Genomic DNA, 17,256 nt, shown 5'->3' on the forward strand with positions numbered 1-17,256 from the left:
ACGCGTCGCGCAATTTGATGTTCCGGGAACGGAGCAACGTCAGGGAAAATGCTGCAGCTCCGCCGCCAAGCGCGCGGAACTTGCGAGCTACGTCAGATCTGCTGGGCGACCTTCTCGAGCCCGATGATGCGGGCGAGCTTGCGCACTTCCTCTTTCTGATCGTCGCGCAACTGGAACAGCAGGGGCATCGCGGCCGACTTCAGCTGCTGGACCTCATCGCAGTTCGGATCGATCGGCACGCCCTGCACCTGCGGATTGGAGAGCTTGTTCGCCTGGATCTTGCGCGCGACGTTGCGCAGCGCGGTCTCAACCGAGGGCCAGTAATATTCCTGCGACGACGACAGCTTCAGCCGCTCCTTGATGCCCGCGATCTGCACGTCGGAGAGCAGCGAATAGGATTTCTGCGGCTGCGGTTTTGCGACCACTTTCGGCTTGGCAGGCGCGTCGGTCGCTGCGGCCGGCGCCTCGGAAGCGTTCGCCCTGGGCGCCGGGGGGAAATCGGATGGCGTGGCGGCGGCGAAGGCCTGGCGCAGCGTCTCGGTAAGAACAGGCCTGTCCACCGGCTCGACGGCAGCGGAGGCTAGCGCGAGCGTCGGCACGTTCAGCCGGTCGGCCTTGCTGGCGCGGTTGGCGGCGACCGGCTTGGGGACGGCCTGCGAGACCATGTCGCTGCTCGCGGCCGGCACGCTGTCACGGCCGAAAATGGCGGTGGCGGCGGCGCCAAGAACCAGGAAGCACGTCAGCACGACGATGGTGATGGCTTTCGACAAACGTCCCTCCGCGTCCGGCTCTCGATCGCTCAATGCCCCGAAACTGGGCAGGAATTAAGGCCTAACCGTGCCACCACAGCGGAAAACGCTGGGCCGATGGCGACATGGCATTGGAAATTCAACGAAATCAGGCGGCTAGCGCCAAGTCATAGGCGTCCTGGATATCGGCGACGATCTCGGAGGCCTCCCACACCGCACGCGGCTCGACCGCCTGCAGCGTCACGGTCCAGTTGCCGCCGCGACGGGTGCGGGGCACGCTGACGATGTCGAAGCGCACGTTGCGGCAGAGCGGGTGACGGGCGAGTGCATGCGCAACGCGGACGCGGATTTCATCCAGCGAAGCCTGCGTCCTGGCGTTGAGAAAATCGTAGTCCATCGCCCGTCCCCTCTTCGTGCCGATTGGCGGCTGCGAGGAGATTCTGGGAGCGCGATGGTTAATGCTGCGTTAAATGGCGTTTGTTCAGCCCGCGGCATGTAGCGGCTGCCGATTTGCCGAGTCCCTCAGCGCTTCTCGATCACGAGGCTTTGCACCGCGCGGCCGAAATAGCCTTGCCGGTCGGCGAGCCGCGACATCGCGAGGCCCGTGCCGTCTGCGCCGATCCAGGATTCGCCGTCGAGCAGGATCCAGTCGCCGACCGGCTGCCGAGCAAAGCTCACGGTGAGGTCGGCGTTGATGTAGGTCCAGGCGCGAAAATCGAGCGTCGAGGCCGTGCCGTTGGAGAAGTCGGCGGCGACGACCGCGCGCATGGCCTGCGAGACGGCTTGTCCCTCGATCAGTGGCTTATCGACGCGAAACCAGATTGCGCCGGCGCCGGCCTGGCCGAAGCGGCCGCGCGCCGCACGCATCGAGACCGAACGCACGAACGGGCTGGTGGCAGCATGTCCGTCCTCGACCAGCGACTGCTCCGGCGCCGGGAGGGTCACCGGCAGCTCCTTGACGTCGTCGGGCAGCGTCAGCGCCTGCCGCTTGATCTTCAGCACGGTTGCCCCGACCACGACCACGCCGTCCGCCAGGAGCTTGATTCCGCAGAGCTGGATCTTGCGGCCTTCGCGCAAGATTTCGGTCGCGATGGTGAGGGGCGCCACCGGAACCGGACGCATCAGATCGATAGTGACGCGCGCGATGTCCATCGGCACGGAAGTCGCCATCCGCTCGGCCGCCCACACCACGAGCGAAGCCGGCGCCGAGCCGTGCTGCATGCGCGGATCCCATGGACCCGCAGCATCAGGGCTGGTGACGACGCTGTTGCCGTCGACGCGATAGATGGCGGTCATCGCGAGAGCCATTACAACGGCGGATCGATCGCTTCTTCGTATTCCTTCTTGAAGCGCGCGATCAGCTCGGCGGCGGGCACAATTCCTTCGACGCTGCCGATGCCTTGGCCCGAGCCCCAGATCTCCTTCCATGCCTTCGGCTTGGCGCGATCGCCGGAAGCATCGGTGCCGAAATTCATCTTGGAGGGATCGGACGTCGGCAGGTTCTCCGGATCCATGCCGGCAGCGAGGATCGACGGCTTCAGATAGTTGCCATGCACGCCGGTGAAGAGATTCGAATAGACGATGTCGTCGGCCGAGGAGCCCGCGATCATCTCCTTGTACTTCTCGACCGCGTTGGCTTCCTTGGTCGCAATGAAGGCCGAGCCGATATAGGCGAAGTCGGCGCCGAGGATGCGCGCAGCGCGGATCGCCTTGCCGTTGCCGATCGCGCCCGACAGCGCGATCGGGCCGTCGAACCATTTGCGCGTTTCGGCGACGAAAGCCAGCGGCGAGATCGTGCCGGCGTGGCCTCCGGCGCCGGCCGCGACCAGGATCAGACCGTCGGCGCCCTTCTCGATCGCCTTGCGAGCGAATTTCTGGTTGATCACGTCATGGAAGACGATGCCGCCCCAATTGTGCACGGCCTGATTGAGCTCCTCGCGCGCACCGAGCGAGGAGATGATCATCGGCACCTTGTACTTGGCGCAAAGCGCCATGTCATGATCGAGCCGGTTGTTCGACTTGTGCACGATCTGGTTTACCGCGAACGGCGCGGAAGGACGCTCGGGATGCGCGCGATCATAGGCCGCGAGCTCTTCGGTGATGCGCGCCAGCCATTCGTCGAGCAGCTCCGGCGGCCGCGCGTTCAGCGCCGGGAACGAGCCGACCACACCCGCCTTGCACTGCGCGATCACAAGATCGGGCACCGAGATGATGAAGAGCGGCGAGCCGATCACGGGGATCGACAGACGCCCCTTGAACAAGGCAGGCATGGACATTGCGAAACGATCCTTTATTGGCGGACAAGTTGAAGGCTTGGCGCCATACCAACAAGGCAATCTTTCCACTGTCAAGTATTGCGTTTTAGCGCCGCCAGGCGGACGCCATTACCGCAATTCCAAGGCGCGGAATTCACCACACGGACGCGAAAGCTCTCACTCGGTCAGATCCGGATTGATCAGCCGCTCGAACGAGAACATCTCGTCCCATTTCTCCTGCGTCAGCAGCTTGCGCTCGACCACCACGATCTGGTGCAGCGACTTGCCGCTCTTGTAGCCCTCGCGGGCGATCTCGGCGCATTGCTTGTAGCCGAGCAGCGGCTTCAGAACGGTGACGATGCCGAGCGAGTTGAGCACCATGTTGCGGGTGTGCTCTTCGTTGGCGGTGATGCCGACGACGCAGTTCTCGCGCAGGCTGTTGACCGCGCGCTCCATGGTGCGGATCGAGAAGAACAGCGCGAACGAGATCACCGGCTCCATCACGTTGAGCTGGAGCTGGCCGGCGGAGGCCGCGAGCGTCACCGTGGTGTCGAGGCCGATGACGAGGAAGCTGGTCTGGTTGACCACCTCGGGAATCACAGGGTTGACCTTGCCGGGCATGATGGACGAGCCCGGCTGAAGCTGCGGCAGGTTGATCTCGTTGAAGCCGGCGCGCGGGCCGGAGGCCAGCAGACGAATGTCGTTGCAGATCTTGGTGAGCTTGCTCGCGGTGCGCTTCAAGACGCCGGAGAGCTGCACATAGGCGCCGGTGTCCGACGTCGCCTCCACGAGGTCGCCGGCGAGCACGAAGTCGACACCGGTCAGCGCGCTCAAATGCCGGACCGCGACCTTTGGATAGCCGGGCGCCGCGGTGACCGAGGTGCCGATCGCGGTGGCGCCGAGATTGATCTCGCGCAACAGCGCGCGAGCTTCCGAGATACGATCGACCTCTTCGCCGATCGTGGTGCCCCAGCCGCGGAATTCGGCGCCGAGCGACATCGGCACCGCGTCCTGGAGGTGCGTGCGGCCCATCTTCAGCACGCGATCGAACTCGCGCCCCTTGGCGAAGAATGCCTCCTGCAGCTGCCGCAGCGCCGTCATGTAGCTTTCGAGCCGCAGGATCAGCGCCAGGCGGAAGGCGGTCGGATAGGTGTCGTTGGTCGACTGGCCGTAATTGACATGGTCGTTCGGGCTGACGTGCTGGTAGTCGCCCTTCGCAAAGCCGAGCGATTCCAGCGCGAGGTTGGCGATCACCTCGTTGGCATTCATGTTGGTCGAGGTGCCCGCGCCGCCCTGGATGAAATCGGTGACGAACTGATCCATCATGTCGCCGGCGATGACGCGGTCGCAGCCGAGGATGATCGCGTCCGCGACCTTGGCGTCGATCGCGCCGAGGTCGCGATTGGCCATCGCTGCGGCCTTCTTCACGTAGCCAAGCGCCTTCACGAAGTAAGGCTCCTGGTTCATCGGAATGCCGGTGATGTGGAAGTTCTCCTTCCCGCGGATGGTCTGGACGCCGTAGTAGATGTTGTCGGCGATCTCACGCTGTCCGAGGAAGTCCTGCTCCGTACGGCTCATAGGCGCTCCTTAAGGTTTGCTCGCGCGCAGGTCATCGCCTCAGTTCTGGCACAGCGCGCTGGTGACGAACGTATCGGTGCGGCAGTCATCCGACTTGCGGGTCCTGCCGGGAATCAGGACCTTTGCCGAACAGCTTTGCGCGGAGTCCGCGTTCAGGCTCTTGCCTTCCTTGTAGCCTTTGCCCTGGCAGAGCCTGTCGGCGGCCTGCTTGCAATCGGGCGCGCCGTTTGGCGAGGCCGGACAGGCCACACGCCCCGACACCAAGCTCGATGGCTTTGCCATGCGCGACAGATCGTCGATGGTCTCGCTCGGACTTTTGATCGGCGGCAGGATCGAGGGCAGCTTGTCGAACAGCTTGCCCATTTCGTTGATCAGACCGGGATTTTCCTCGCGCGCCGGTGGGGCTGATGCCGTGGGAGTAGATTGTGGCGGCGGCGCCTGCGGCCCGGCGTCTTGAAGGCCGAGCGACGGCGCGGGGGCCGTTGACTGTGCCCATCCGGGCCCGGCGATACCAGGCAGTAGGAATAGCGCCGCTGTCACAATCATCCAGAGTCGCGTGACCGGATTGCCGGATCGAACCATCATGGCCCAACCGTAACCGAAGCCGGCGCGCCGGCAAAGCGCCTGACGCGCCGTCAGATAAGCTTGATCAGATCAGCTTGATCGCGATCACGAAGCCGAGCACCAGCACCGCAGCGAAGATCGCCACCCACAATCCGAGATGCCGCTCGATCCTGACCCGAATCCAATCGCCATAGCGGTTGAGCAGGATGGCCGCGATGAAGAAGCGGCCGCCGCGTGCAATGATGGAGAACAGGACGAACAGAAGCAGATTGTAGCCGGCAAAGCCCGAGGTGATGGTGACGAGCTTGTAGGGGATCGGTGTCAGGCCCTTGAGCAGGATGATCACGGCGCCCCATTCGGCGTATTTGGCACGGAATCCCTCGACCTGGTCGCCGAGCCCGTAGAGCTGGATCAGCCAATGACCTAGCGAGTCATAGAGCAGCGCACCGATGGCGTAGCCCAGGATGCCGCCCAGCACCGAGGTCGCGGTGCAGACCGTGGCGTAGACCCAGGCGCGCTGCGGGCGCGCCAACGACATCGGCACCAGCATCACGTCCGGAGGGACGGGAAAGAACGAGCTTTCTGCGAAAGCCACGGCGCCCATGATCCAGAGCGCGTAGGGCTTGTGGGCGGCGTCGATGCACCAATCGTAGATACGTTTCAGCATGGCGCCGCGATGAAGCACCATGGGACGGATTTGTCCATCGCAAGATGGGGCCGGTTTGTTCCGCTTCTAGTGGCGCTTGCGTGCCGCGCGGCCCTCGAGCGCGACAATTGGCCGCCGGGTGGCAACGCGGGGCGAGGCAACTTTGGGCAGTTTCATCGGCGATTTCGGCAGCTTCTCGGCGATGCCGAGCATGTCTTCCCGCCGCGCCATCTCGCGCCAGACATCCTGAGGCCGCACGCCGGCCGCGGCCCAGAGCACGGTGAGATTGTAGAGAAGGTCGGCGCTTTCCCGGATCACGGCTTCGCTATCGCCATGAACCGCGTCGATGACCACCTCGATGGCTTCCTCAGCCAGTTTTTTCGCCATTTTGGCCGGGCCGCGCTGAAACAGCCGGGCGGTGCGCGATGTTGCCGGATCAAGATCCCTGGCCGCGAGCACAGCCAGATATAGCCGCTCAAGCGAATCACTCATGTACTCAAAACTACTCTAAACCAATGGTAGACGCGTTAACGTCCGACAATAAAAGCAAAATTTAAGCCGGCGCGGCAAGCGCGCCGGCTCGTCGTGGTCAACGGCTTACCAACAATACGCGCCGCTTCGGCTACAAGTGGCAAAGGGATCGCGACCGACATTGCCATTGTACGGGTAGTTCGGATCGCTCCCGTAGTAACCCGGGCCCCTGTAGTAGGCCGGCCCACCGTAATAGACTGGCCCGCCGTAGTAGGCGGGTCCGCCATAGTCATAGGCGTATGCATCGCGGGCGGCGGCGATCGCAAGGCCCGTGCCGACGATGCCGGCGAAGGCCGCGGCCGCAGCGGCTCCGCCACCACCATGCCAGTGGCGGCCGCCCGCGAACGAGGTCGAGGGGATAGCGGTCGTGAGCGCCAGCACGGCGGCGGTGGCGAATATGGCCTTGCGGCCTGCAAATCTTGAAGCTTGGTCGAACATGACTTTGGACTCCTTGGGACCTTCAATGGGTGCCTGGGGACAGGCTTTATTCGCTTAAAACCCGCGCATCCCATGTTGGGTTCCCCAACCCAACAGAAGCTGAACGGCGACAAATTCGCGCGGAGATTGCGAAATCGTGATGCGTTCCGCTCATCAACCGTTCAGGTTTGATCGGCCAGGATGACGACCGCCGGCGCTTTGCAAGCGTCACAAAAAGAAACAATGCTGGTCCGGCCTGAATTCATGCGCGCATGCCCGACATCCCTCTCCCGCTGTCTGTTGGCTCTCTGGATCGGGCTCGCGGTGCTGGCGTGCTCGGGCCCGCGCTCGGCGAGCGCCGCAGACGACGCCGCTCGGCATGTCGCGATCCAGTTCACTTTCGACCGCCCGATTGAATCGAGCATGGCGCCGTTCTTCATGGCGGCGAAGGACGGATTGTTCGGCGCCGAGCATCTCGCCGTGTCGTTCGGCAGCGCCGCGGGCTCGCCGGAGGCGCTTGCGCGCATCGCCAGGGGCGACAGCGATCTCGCCCTCGTCGACATCAACGAATTGATCCGCTTTCGCGACAGGACAGACGCCCCGCCGATCAAGGCCGTGTTCGTGCTGTTCAACCGCGCGCCCTACGCGATCGTCGCGCGCAGGAGCCGGGGCATCCATACGCTGTCCGATCTCGAGGGCAAGACGGTCGGCGTTGCCGACAGCGATCTGTCGATCCGGCTGTGGCCGGCGCTCGCGCATCAGAACGGGGTCAACGCGGCGCACGTGAAATTCTACAAGATGAGTGCTGCGGTGCGCGAACCGATCCTGTCCGCCGGACAGGTCGATGCCGTCGCCGGGTTCAGCTATCTGTCGGCCGTGAATTTGCGCGACCGTGGCGTGCCGGCCGACGATCTCGCGGTGCTGCGCTATGCCGATTATGGCTGCGAGGCCTATGGCTTTGCCGTGGTGGTGAACCCGTCCTTTGCCGCGTCGAAGTCGGACGCCGTGAAAGGTTTCGTTCGCGCGCTGATCGGCGGGCTCAATGCAACGGTCAAGGAGCCGGAGCGCGCGGTCGACGAGACCGTTAGCCGGATGGAGGACGGCGTGCGCGACCTCGAGCTCGCGCGGCTATCCACCGTGCTTGCCGACAACATCCTGACCGACGAGGTCCGGCGCAACGGCCTCGGCAGCGTCGATCCCGCCCGCTTCGATCGCGCGATCGACCAGATCGGGCTGGATTTCAAGTTCCGCAAGCGCCCCACCGCGAGCGATATTTTCGACGAACAGTTCCTGCCGCCTGTGGCTGGCCGGCTGATCAATTGAATAAAACTGACAGCTTCGGCTGTATCTTGCGGCCCATCCCTGATTAGAATGCTACCTCGTTCGATCCCGCCCGCGCGAGTGCCGTGCCTTTCATGTCGATCCTTCGTCTCTACACCCGCGTTCTTGAGCTGCTCGGCAAGGAGGCGCGGCTGGGCTGGCTGCTGGCAGTCGCCAACCTGCTGCTTGCGGCGGCGCAGTTCGCCGAGCCCGTGCTGTTCGGCAAGATCGTCGACGTGCTCTCCGGCAAGACCGTCGCGGGTTCGAACTCCGCCTGGCCGTTCCTGTTCGCCTGGGTCGCGTTCGGGCTGTTCACGATCGGCTGCAGCGCGCTGGTGGCGCTGCATGCCGACCGGCTCGCCCATCGCCAGCGCCAGGCGGTACTGACGGATTATTTCGAGCATATCCTGCAACTGCCGCTGACCTTCCACTCCGGCACCCATTCCGGACGGCTGATGAAGGTGATGCTGAACGGCACCGACGCGCTGTGGCGGCTGTGGCTCGGCTTCTTCCGCGAGCATTTTGCCGCGATCCTGTCGGTGTTCGTGCTGCTGCCGCTGTCGCTCTATCTGAACTGGCGGCTCGCGATCCTGCTGTTCGCGCTCTGCATCGTGTTCACGGCGCTGACGACCTTCGTCGTGCGCAAGACCTACGGCATGCAGATGACGGTCGAGGAGCACTATAGCGACCTCTCCGCGCGCGCCTCCGACGCGCTCGGCAATGTCGCGCTGGTGCAGAGTTTCGTGCGCGTCGAAGCCGAGGTGCAGGGACTGCGCTTCGTTGCCGACCAGTTGCTCGCGGCACAAATGCCCGTACTGTCCTGGTGGGCGCTCGTCACCGTCATCACGCGCGCCTCCACCACCATTACGGTGCTCGCGATCTTCACGCTCGGCATCGCGCTGCACGACCAGGGGCTGACGACGGTCGGCGAGATCGTGATGTTCGTGAGCTTTGCAACGCTGCTGATCCAGAAGCTCGAGCAGGTCGTGGGCTTCGTCAACAACGTCTTCATGGAGGCGCCACGCTTACGCGAATTCTTCAACGTGCTCGATGCCGTGCCCGCCGTGCACGACCGGCCCGATGCGATCGACGTCGGGCGCCTGTCGGGCCTTGTCGAGTTCCACGACGTCACCTTCTCCTATGACGGCAAGCGGCCGGCGGTCGAGGACCTCTCCTTCACCGCACTGCCCGGACAGACGATCGCACTGGTCGGTTCGACCGGCGCCGGCAAGTCGACCGCGATCGCGCTTCTGCATCGTGCGTTCGATCCGCAATCCGGCTTCATCAAGATCGACGGCATGGACGTGCGCGGCGTGACGCTGACATCGCTGCGGCGGAACATAGGCGTGGTGTTCCAGGAGGCGCTGCTGTTCAACCGCTCGATCACGGAGAATTTGCGCGTCGGCAAGCCGGACGCAACCGACGCGGAGATGCGGCTCGCGGCCGAGCGCGCGCAGGCGCTCGAATTCATCGAGCGCAGCGGCGGCTTCGAGACCAATGCCGGCGAGCGCGGGCGCATGCTGTCCGGCGGCGAGCGGCAGCGGCTGTCGATCGCGCGTGCGCTGCTGAAGGACCCGCCAATCCTGATCCTGGACGAGGCCACCAGCGCGCTCGATGCCGTCACCGAGGCGAAGGTCAACGCTGCTCTCGATGAAGTGATGCGAGGCCGCACCACCTTCGTGATTGCCCATCGCCTCTCCACCATCCGCAACGCCACGCGGATCCTGGTGTTCGACAGCGGCCGCGTGATCGAAAGCGGAACTTTCGATGAACTCGTGGCCAAAGGCGGCCATTTCGCCGCGCTCGCCAAGGCCCAGTTCATGGTGCAGGAAAATGCACGGGCGAGCGTGGCGGCGGCAGAGGCCGCAGCCTCGGCTGTGAAGTCCCGGTAAAACCGTCGAAATTCGGCCTATTTCATCGCTGAATACCGGGCCCAGCCCCCTGTTCTCGGTGAACGAGCCGGTATAGGTTTGCACCCGCCGCAAGCGGCGGCACTGACATACGCTTCATACCCGAACCTCAGATCATGAGAACCGCATTATCGAGCGGCTCTCCAAGGACCGGAATCGGATAGTGCACTTCTTTCGCCCGCTGCTTCGCCTCGCCCCGTTGAACCTGGCCGTCGTGGCCGCCGCGCTGATGCTGCTCGCGCCGCGCGACGCGCGCGCCGAGGCGCTGCTTCTGATCGAGGCCGAGAGCGGCAAGGTCTTGCAGGCGGAGAATGCGACCATTCCCTGGTATCCCGCCTCGGTGACCAAGATCATGACCGCCTATGTCACGCTGAAGGCGGTGAAGGACGGCAAGCTCACGCTCGACACGCTGCTGACGGTCTCACCGACGGCCGCTTCGCAATCGCCCTCGAAGATGGGCTTTCGCCCCGGCACGCAGGTCACCGTCGACAACGCGCTGAAGATGATGATGGTCAAGTCTGCGAACGACATGGCCGTGGTGCTCGCCGAGGGCGTCGGCGGTTCGATCGACGGCTTCTCGGCGATGATGAACCAGACCGCGCAAAAGCTCGGCATGACGCAGACGAGCTACGTCAATCCCAACGGCCTGCCCGCCGACGGCCAGATCACCTCGGCGCGCGATCTCGGAATCCTTTCGCGCTCGTTCCTGCGCGACCTGCCGGAATACGAATATTTCGTGCATATCCCGGCGATCCGTTTCGGCAAGCGCATCACGCCAAACTTCAACAAGCTGATCGGCCGCTATCCCGGCGCCGACGGTTTCAAGACCGGCTTCATCTGCGCCTCCGGCTACAACCTCGTGGCATCGGCGTCGCGCAACGGACGGCGGCTGATCGCGGTGGTGCTCGGCGCCAATTCCGGCACCGCGCGCGCGGTCAAGGCGGCGCAGCTTCTCGAGCGCGGTTTCTCGCAGGACACGCTGTCGTGGTTGCGTCCCGCGCTCGGCACGGTCGACAGCCTCGCGCCGGTCGACGCCTCGCCGCCGAATCTGCGCGACGAGATGTGCGGCGGCCACCGCAAGCGGCCGGCCAGCGACGACGACGATGCACTGATCGCAACCAATGGCGGCACGGGCGGATCGACGTCCCTGACCGGCGGCGAAGCCCAGGTGACGTTCTTCACCGCCGGCCTGCAACCGCCCACGATGAAGGCTTCGGATCTGATGGCCTCGGCCGCGGCGGCCGTCGAGCCAGTGCCGGTCTATACCGGCCCGACCCGGACCGGCGCCGCCCTGATTGCGGCGGTCGCGGCCGATGCCGACCAGCAGGCGACCCCAAAGGCGCGAGGCAAGAAGTCGCGCGTTGCGGCGAAGAAGCCTGACGCGAGCGACAAGCCAAAAGATGCGGGCAAGGACGCCAAGTCGAGCGCCAAGCTCGATGCCAAGCCGGATGCGAAGGGCGAAGCCAAACCCGCAGCCAGGCCGGTCAAGCACGCCAATGCGAAACCCGACGCGGCTGCGAAGGGCGCGGAAAAGCCGGCGGCGAACGGCGATTCCGCTGCCAAACCCGCCAAGCCGAAGACGACCACCAAGCCCGCGAAGCCTGCGCCCAATAACAGTTAACGGCGCGCCGGCCGACGGCTGCACCTGCACTTCGCAACTGCGACAGCGCCGTTTGCGACGATTCCAGTAGCCACTTTCGGGCCGTTGTCCTAAGCCTCAACCGCTTGCCAGCGGTTGCGGCAGGCTCAATACTGCGTGAAACGAGGCAAGCCTGAGACACATCGGGCTCTGGTTTAGGAGGGGAGTACCTATGGAGCGCATCTGGCTCAAGCAATATCCGCCCGGCGTGCCAGCCGATATCGAGCCGACGCAATACGCATCGCTGGTCGATCTCCTGGAGGAGAGCTTTGCGAAGTTCGCCGACCGCAAGGCCTTCATCTGCATGGACAAGGCGATCAGCTACCGCGATCTCGACCAGATGTCGCTGGCGCTTGCCTCCTATCTGCAAGGCCGCGGCCTGCAGCGCGGCGCGCGCGTCGCGATCATGATGCCGAACGTGCTGCAATATCCGGTCGCGACCGCGGCCGTGCTGCGCGCGGGCTTCGCGGTCGTCAACGTCAACCCGCTCTATACGCCGCGCGAGCTCGAGCACCAGCTCAAGGACTCCGGCGCCGAAGCCATTTTCGTGCTGGAGAATTTTGCCCACACCGTCGAGCAGGTGATCGCCAAGACGTCCGTCAAGCACGTCGTCATCGCGAGCATGGGCGACCTGCTCGGCTTCAAGGGCGTGATCGTCAACCTCGTCGTTCGCCGCGTGAAGAAGATGGTGCCGGCCTATTCGCTGCCGGGAGCGATCGCCTTCAACGATGCGCTGGCGGCGGGCCGCAGCGCGACCTTCAACAAGCCAAAACTCTCACCCGGCGACGTCGCCTTCCTGCAATATACCGGCGGCACGACCGGCGTCTCCAAGGGCGCGACGCTGCTTCACCGCAACATCGTCGCCAACGTGCTGCAGAACGACGCCTGGCTCCAACCGGCGGTCGCCGCGCCTCCGCATGTCGACCAGCTCATGATCGTCTGCGCGCTGCCGCTCTATCACATCTTCGCGCTGACGGCCTGCTACCTGCTCGCGGTGCGTGCCGGCGGCTGCAACCTGTTGATCCCCAACCCGCGCGACATCCCCGGCTTCATCAAGGAGCTGGCGAAGTACCAGGTCAACAGCTTCCCGGCGGTTAACACGCTCTACAACGGGCTGATGCACCATCCCGACTTCAGGAAGCTCGACTTCTCGAAGCTGAAGATCTCCAACGGCGGGGGCATGGCCGTGCAGCGCCCGGTCGCCGAGCAGTGGAAATCGGTGACCGGCTGCTTCATCGCGGAAGGCTATGGCCTGTCGGAGACCGCGCCGACCCTCACCTGCAATCCGGCGACCACGACCGAGTTCTCCGGCTCGATCGGCATTCCCGTGCCCTCGACCTGGATCTCGATCCGCGACGACGACGGCAACGAGGTGGCGCTGGGACAGCCCGGCGAAATCTGCGCCAAGGGCCCGCAGGTGATGGCGGGCTACTGGAACAGGCCCGAGGAGACCGCCAAGGTCATGACCGCGGACGGCTATTTCCGCACAGGCGACATCGGCGTGATGGACGAGAAGGGTTACATCAAGATCGTCGATCGCAAGAAGGACATGATTCTGGTCTCGGGCTTCAACGTCTATCCGAACGAGATCGAGGAAGTGATCGCGAGCCATCCGGGCGTGCTCGAATGCGCCGTGATCGGCATTCCCGATGCGAAGTCGGGCGAGGCGGTGAAGGCCTTCGTGGTGAAGAAGGACCCGAACCTGACGGCCGAGGACGTGATCAAGTTCTGCCACGAGCAGCTCACCGGCTACAAAGTGCCCAAGCACATCGAGTTCAGGACCGAGCTGCCGAAAACCAATGTCGGCAAGATTTTGCGCCGGCAGCTCCGCGACGAGAAGAAGGCCGAGGCGGCGTAAGCCGGCGCCTCGGTGCCTGATGCCAACGACATTGCGCCGGCCGGCGTTCTCGCCTTCTGGCGCGAAGCCGGCGGCGAGCGCTGGTACAAGCGCGACGATGCCTTCGATGCCGAAATCCGCAGCCGCTTTCTCGAGCTGTGGCGGCGCGCGGCGAATGGAGACTTATCATCGTGGGAAACGGGCGATGACGGCGCGCTGGCGCTCGTCATCGTGCTCGACCAGTTTCCCCGCAACATGTTCCGCGGCGACGCCATGACCTATGCGAGCGATGCGCTGGCCCGCGAAGTGGCCCGCCGGGCGCTCGCCCGCGGCGCCGACGGGCGGGTCGATCCAGCCTTGCGCGAATTCTTCTACCTGCCGTTCATGCATTCGGAGCATCTGCCCGATCAGCTGCACTGCGTCGCGCTGTTTCGGAAGATCGACGACTGCGAAAACCTGAAATACGCCGAGGAGCACGCCGACATCATCCGACGGTTCGGCCGCTTCCCACACCGCAATCGCATCCTCGGCCGCGAAACCAAGCCGGACGAGCAAGCGTTCCTGGATGAGGGCGGCTTTTCCGGCTGATGACATCACGGTGAAGGGCTACGAACCCCGCGCGCTTTGCGCATCGGAAATATTGTGCGGCCCGGCCGCCCGGTCTACAAAGCGGAACCGATTTTCAGGGAGAATGACGATGGCGATCCAGATTGGCGACAAGCTGCCCGAGGCGAAATTCCGCGTGATGACGGCGGAGGGGCCGCAGGTCAAATCGACCGACGACATTTTCAAGGGCAAGAAGGTGGCGTTGTTCGCGGTCCCCGGCGCCTACACCGGCACCTGCCACAAGATGCATCTGCCGAGCATCTTCCTCAACGCCTACGCCATCAAGGACAAGGGCGTCGACACCATCGCGATCGTCTCCGTCAACGACGCCTTCGTGATGAACGCCTGGAAGCGCGACACCGACCAGCGTGACGAAGCGACGTTCCTCGCCGACGGCAATGCCGACTTCACCAAGGCGATCGGCATGGAGCTCGACGCCTCCGCCAACGGTCTCGGCATCCGCTCCAAGCGCTACTCGATGCTGGTCGAGGACGGCGTGGTGAAGAAGCTGAACCTCGAGGCGATGCCCGGCAAGGTCGAGGTGTCCGGCGGCGATACGCTGCTCGGGCAGCTGTAAGGGGGCCACCGCTTTCAGTCACCTCTGACGCTGTCATGCCCCGCGAAGGCGGGGCATCCAGTATTCCAGAGGCAGCGAGATTCACAACGACCGCCGCGGCGTACTGGATCGCCCGGTCAAGCCGGGCGATGACGGCGGAGAGTGTGGCGGCGTCTGCAGCGATGACTCCCGGAGCGCGCTGCGAGGCGTCCGCCTACTCCCCGACCCTCTGCTGCAACCTTGCCTTCGCGATCCCGTCGCGCGCCAACTGATCGGCGCGCTCGTTTTCGGGGTGGCCGGCGTGGCCCTTGACCCAGTGCCAGCGCACCTCATGCGCTTTCAGCGCAGCGTCGAGGCGCTGCCATAGCTCGACATTCTTCACCGGCTTCTTGTCGGCGGTGCGCCAGCCGTTGCGCTTCCAGCCATGGATCCAGCCGGTGATGCCCTGCCGGACATATTGGCTGTCGGTGTAGAGATCGACGGTGCAGGGCTTCTTCAGCGCTTCGAGCGCCGAGATCGCCGCCATCAGCTCCATCTGATTGTTGGTGGTGTGGCGTTCGCCGCCGTTCAGCTCTTTCTCCTTGTCGCCGAACCTCAGAATCGCGCCCCAGCCGCCGGGCCCGGGATTTCCCGAGCACGCGCCGTCCGTGAAGATCGTGACATTGGGCAGCTCGCTCACGCGACCAGTCCTGACGGCAAGAGGCCATAGTCGCGCACGCTCGAAACGCTCTGGTGGAAGCGGAGCTTGCGGACGTATTCGACCGGGTCCTTGGGACGCACCAGCGCGCCGGGCGGCACGTTGAGCCAGTCGACCAGCCGCGTCAGCAGGAAGCGGATCGCCGCACCCCGCGCCAGCAGCGGCAGCGCGGCTTCCTCCGCCTCAGTCAACTTTCGCACGCGACCATAGGCATTGAGGAAGGCGCGCGCCTTGGTGACGTTGAAGGAATGATCCGGCTCGAAGCACCAGGCGTTGAGACAGATCGCAACGTCATAGGCGAACATGTCGTTGCAGGCGAAGGTGAAGTCGATGATCCCGGAGAGCTTGTCGCCGAGGAAGAAGACGTTGTCGTTGAACAGATCGGCGTGGATCACGCCCTCGGGCAGTTTGGTCGGCCAGACACCGCTCGAGAGATGGTCGAGCTCGGCTCCGAGGAACGCACGCAGGCCTGGCTGCACCTCGTCGGCGCGGGCGGCAGCCTGGTCGAACAGCGGCCGCCAGCCGGACACCGAGAGCGCGTTGGCGCGTTTGATCGCAAAATTGGCGCCGGCCAGATGCATCTTCGCCAGCGCCTCGCCGACGCCGGCGCAATGCGCAGCGTTCGGCTTGCGCGGCCAGACGCCTTCGAGAAAGGTGATGATCGCCGCCGGCCGTCCCGCAAGCTCGTGCAGCGCCTCGCCGTCCTTCGCCTTCACCGGCAGCGGACAATTGATGCCGTGCTCGGCCAGATGCGTCATCAGCGCGAGGAAGAACGGCAGGTCGTTCTTCGCCACGCGCTTCTCGTAGAGCGTGAGGATGAACGAGCCCTTGCTCGTGTGCAGCAGGAAGTTGGAGTTCTCGACGCCCTCGGCGATGCCCTTGTAGGAGAGCAACTCGCCGAGATCGTATTGGCTCAGGTAATCCGCAAGCTCGTCGGCGGCGACGTCGGTGTAGACCGCCATACAAGACTACTCGGCAGCAGCTTCGGGGCGCAGCGAGCGCGGCAGCGGGAAGAACTCGTTCTCTTCCGCGGCCGATACCGTCTCCACATGCAGCGCGTAGCGCTCGGCAAAGGCGTCCATGATCTCCTCGACGATCACCTCCGGCGCCGAGGCACCCGCGGTGATGCCGAGGCTCGTGATGTCGCCGAACTTGTCCCAGTCGATGTCGCTCGCCCGCTGGGCCAACACGGCGATCTTGCAGCCCTCACGCTCGGCGACCTCGCGCAGGCGCTGCGAGTTCGACGAGTTCGGCGCGCCGACCACGATCAGCGCATCGACCACAGGGGCCACCTTCTTCACCGCGAGCTGGCGGTTGGTGGTGGCGTAGCAGATGTCTTCCTTGTGCGGCCCGTTGATGTTCGGGAAGCGCTCCTTCAGGAGCGCCACGATCTCCGCGGTGTCGTCGATCGACAGCGTGGTCTGGGTCACGAAGGCGAGGTTGTTCGGATCCTTCGGGGCGATTGTCTTGGCGTCCTCGGCGGTCTCGATCAGGGTCACGGCACCGACCGGCAGCTGGCCGAGGGTGCCGACCACCTCGGGATGATGGGAATGACCGATCAGGAAGATCTCGCGGCCACGCTTGAAGTGAATCGCGGCCTCGCGGTGCACCTTGGTCACCAGCGGGCAGGTCGCATCCAGCGAGAACAGGTTGCGGGACTGCGCGTCGGCCGGAACGGACTTCGGCACGCCATGGGCCGAAAACACCACAGGAGCGGTTGTATTTTCCGGGATCTCAGCCAGCTCCTCGACGAAGATCGCGCCCTTCTTCTTCAACCCATCCACGACATATTTATTGTGCACAATCTCATGACGAACATAGACCGGGGCGCCATACATGGTGAGCGCCCGCTCCACGGTGTCGATGGCCCGCACCACCCCCGCGCAAAAGCCGCGGGGAGAACAAAGCACGATCTTGAGGTCTGGTTTGGCTGACATGAAGCGATCTCGGG

General features: G+C 64.5%; 18 protein-coding genes. 6 read left to right on the forward strand and 12 right to left on the reverse strand.

Annotation, left to right across the window (positions count from 1 at the left end; translation table 11 throughout):
• Window positions 1-92: 92 nt before the first annotated feature.
• The 9 genes from YUU_RS0100860 to YUU_RS0100900 form a co-directional block, all read right to left on the reverse strand.
• A complete protein-coding gene (locus YUU_RS0100860) occupies window positions 93-770 on the reverse strand; it encodes a hypothetical protein (RefSeq protein WP_027520640.1) in 678 nt (225 codons plus the stop codon).
• A 127-nt stretch (window positions 771-897) separates the two neighbouring features.
• A complete protein-coding gene (locus tag YUU_RS0100865) occupies window positions 898-1,146 on the reverse strand; it encodes a hypothetical protein (protein ID WP_027520641.1) in 249 nt (82 codons plus the stop codon).
• Between the two features lie 125 nt (window positions 1,147-1,271).
• Window positions 1,272-2,045, reverse strand: coding sequence for a thioesterase family protein (locus YUU_RS0100870; protein WP_027520642.1), 774 nt, complete (start codon window positions 2,043-2,045; stop codon window positions 1,272-1,274).
• An 11-nt stretch (window positions 2,046-2,056) separates the two neighbouring features.
• Window positions 2,057-3,025 carry a nitronate monooxygenase family protein gene (locus YUU_RS0100875; RefSeq protein WP_027520643.1) on the reverse strand — a complete coding sequence of 323 codons (969 nt, stop codon included), beginning with the start codon at window positions 3,023-3,025 and terminating at the stop codon, window positions 2,057-2,059.
• 156 nt (window positions 3,026-3,181) lie between these two features.
• Entirely contained in the window at window positions 3,182-4,582 is a 1,401-nt protein-coding gene (locus tag YUU_RS0100880; protein ID WP_027520644.1) for an aspartate ammonia-lyase, read from the reverse strand.
• 39 nt (window positions 4,583-4,621) lie between these two features.
• Complete coding sequence (locus tag YUU_RS0100885) at window positions 4,622-5,167, reverse strand: hypothetical protein (protein ID WP_027520645.1); 546 nt, start codon at window positions 5,165-5,167, stop codon at window positions 4,622-4,624.
• A gap of 64 nt (window positions 5,168-5,231) precedes the next feature.
• The gene (locus tag YUU_RS0100890; RefSeq protein ID WP_198031673.1) at window positions 5,232-5,834 is read right to left on the reverse strand and encodes a YqaA family protein; all 603 of its coding nucleotides are present in this window, start codon (window positions 5,832-5,834) and stop codon (window positions 5,232-5,234) included.
• Between the two features lie 45 nt (window positions 5,835-5,879).
• Complete coding sequence (hisE, locus tag YUU_RS0100895; RefSeq protein ID WP_027520647.1) at window positions 5,880-6,284, reverse strand: phosphoribosyl-ATP diphosphatase; 405 nt, start codon at window positions 6,282-6,284, stop codon at window positions 5,880-5,882.
• 105 nt (window positions 6,285-6,389) lie between these two features.
• Window positions 6,390-6,761 carry a hypothetical protein gene (locus YUU_RS0100900; protein ID WP_027520648.1) on the reverse strand — a complete coding sequence of 124 codons (372 nt, stop codon included), beginning with the start codon at window positions 6,759-6,761 and terminating at the stop codon, window positions 6,390-6,392.
• 222 nt (window positions 6,762-6,983) lie between these two features.
• Here YUU_RS0100900 and YUU_RS0100905 point away from each other — a divergent pair, with 222 nt between their 5' ends.
• From YUU_RS0100905 to YUU_RS0100930, 6 genes are all read left to right on the forward strand, one after another.
• Window positions 6,984-8,063, forward strand: coding sequence for an ABC transporter substrate-binding protein (locus YUU_RS0100905; protein WP_245287917.1), 1,080 nt, complete (start codon window positions 6,984-6,986; stop codon window positions 8,061-8,063).
• A gap of 92 nt (window positions 8,064-8,155) precedes the next feature.
• Window positions 8,156-9,952 carry a glucan ABC transporter ATP-binding protein/ permease gene (locus tag YUU_RS0100910; RefSeq protein WP_027520650.1) on the forward strand — a complete coding sequence of 599 codons (1,797 nt, stop codon included), beginning with the start codon at window positions 8,156-8,158 and terminating at the stop codon, window positions 9,950-9,952.
• A gap of 181 nt (window positions 9,953-10,133) precedes the next feature.
• On the forward strand, window positions 10,134-11,591 hold the full coding sequence (locus YUU_RS0100915) for a serine hydrolase (RefSeq protein ID WP_027520651.1): 1,458 nt from the start codon (window positions 10,134-10,136) through the stop codon (window positions 11,589-11,591).
• Window positions 11,592-11,781: 190 nt separating this feature from the next.
• Entirely contained in the window at window positions 11,782-13,467 is a 1,686-nt protein-coding gene (locus tag YUU_RS0100920; protein ID WP_027520652.1) for a long-chain fatty acid--CoA ligase, read from the forward strand.
• A gap of 12 nt (window positions 13,468-13,479) precedes the next feature.
• Window positions 13,480-14,034, forward strand: a complete 555-nt coding sequence (locus YUU_RS0100925; RefSeq protein WP_027520653.1) for a DUF924 family protein — start codon at window positions 13,480-13,482, stop codon at window positions 14,032-14,034.
• A 109-nt stretch (window positions 14,035-14,143) separates the two neighbouring features.
• On the forward strand, window positions 14,144-14,629 hold the full coding sequence (locus YUU_RS0100930; RefSeq protein ID WP_027520654.1) for a peroxiredoxin: 486 nt from the start codon (window positions 14,144-14,146) through the stop codon (window positions 14,627-14,629).
• Between the two features lie 193 nt (window positions 14,630-14,822).
• On the opposite strand, the gene rnhA is transcribed toward YUU_RS0100930, so the two are convergent.
• The 3 genes from rnhA to ispH are packed head-to-tail and all read right to left on the reverse strand — an operon-like array spanning window position 14,823 to window position 17,242.
• Window positions 14,823-15,287 carry a ribonuclease HI gene (gene rnhA / locus YUU_RS0100935; RefSeq protein ID WP_027520655.1) on the reverse strand — a complete coding sequence of 155 codons (465 nt, stop codon included), beginning with the start codon at window positions 15,285-15,287 and terminating at the stop codon, window positions 14,823-14,825.
• Entirely contained in the window at window positions 15,284-16,267 is a 984-nt protein-coding gene (locus tag YUU_RS0100940; RefSeq protein ID WP_027520656.1) for a homoserine kinase, read from the reverse strand. Before YUU_RS0100940 ends, rnhA begins: the two co-directional genes overlap by 4 nt.
• Window positions 16,268-16,273: 6 nt before the next feature.
• On the reverse strand, window positions 16,274-17,242 hold the full coding sequence (gene ispH, locus YUU_RS0100945; RefSeq protein WP_027520657.1) for a 4-hydroxy-3-methylbut-2-enyl diphosphate reductase: 969 nt from the start codon (window positions 17,240-17,242) through the stop codon (window positions 16,274-16,276).
• Between the last annotated feature and the right edge of the window lie 14 nt (window positions 17,243-17,256).

Source organism: Bradyrhizobium sp. Ec3.3, assembly GCF_000472925.1.
GTDB lineage: Bacteria > Pseudomonadota > Alphaproteobacteria > Rhizobiales > Xanthobacteraceae > Bradyrhizobium.